1 protein-coding gene is annotated in these 483 nt (G+C 72.9%); it reads left to right on the forward strand.

Annotated features, from left to right (window positions below; translation table 11 throughout):
• A partial coding sequence (locus J1M40_RS09690) for an NUDIX hydrolase (RefSeq protein WP_241250750.1) occupies nucleotides 1-478 on the forward strand: 478 nt, incomplete at its 5' end.
• Nucleotides 479-483: the final 5 nt, after the last annotated feature.

A 483-nucleotide genomic window follows, 5' to 3' on the forward strand; every position in this document is an offset into this window, starting at 1 on the left:
CTCCCTGCCCACGGTGGAAGAGGTCTCCGCCGGCGGCGTCATCGTCCGCGAGCATGACGGCGGCCTCGAGGTGGCTGTGATCGCCCGCTACAACCGCGGTGGTCGGCTCGAGTGGTGCCTGCCCAAGGGCCATCCCGAGGGTGAGGAGGACCACCGGCAGGCGGCCGTGCGCGAGGTGGAGGAGGAGACCGGGATCGCCGGCCACATCCTCGAGCCGCTCGGCGCGATCGACTACTGGTTCACGGTCGCCCGGCACCGCGTCCACAAGACCGTGCACCACTTCCTGCTGCGCGCCACGGGCGGCGAGCTGACCACGGAGAACGACCCGGACCACGAGGCCGTGGACGTCGCGTGGGTGCGCCTTGAGGACGTCGCGCGCCGCCTCTCCTTCGCCAACGAGCGCCGGATCGTCGACCTGGCCCGCCAGGTGGTCGACCAGCACTTCCCCCCGGGCGGTGCCCGGGGCCCCCGCCCCTGATCCAC

This window comes from Micrococcus sp. KRD026 (assembly GCF_017168445.1).
Classification (GTDB): Bacteria; Actinomycetota; Actinomycetes; order Actinomycetales; family Micrococcaceae; genus Micrococcus; species Micrococcus luteus.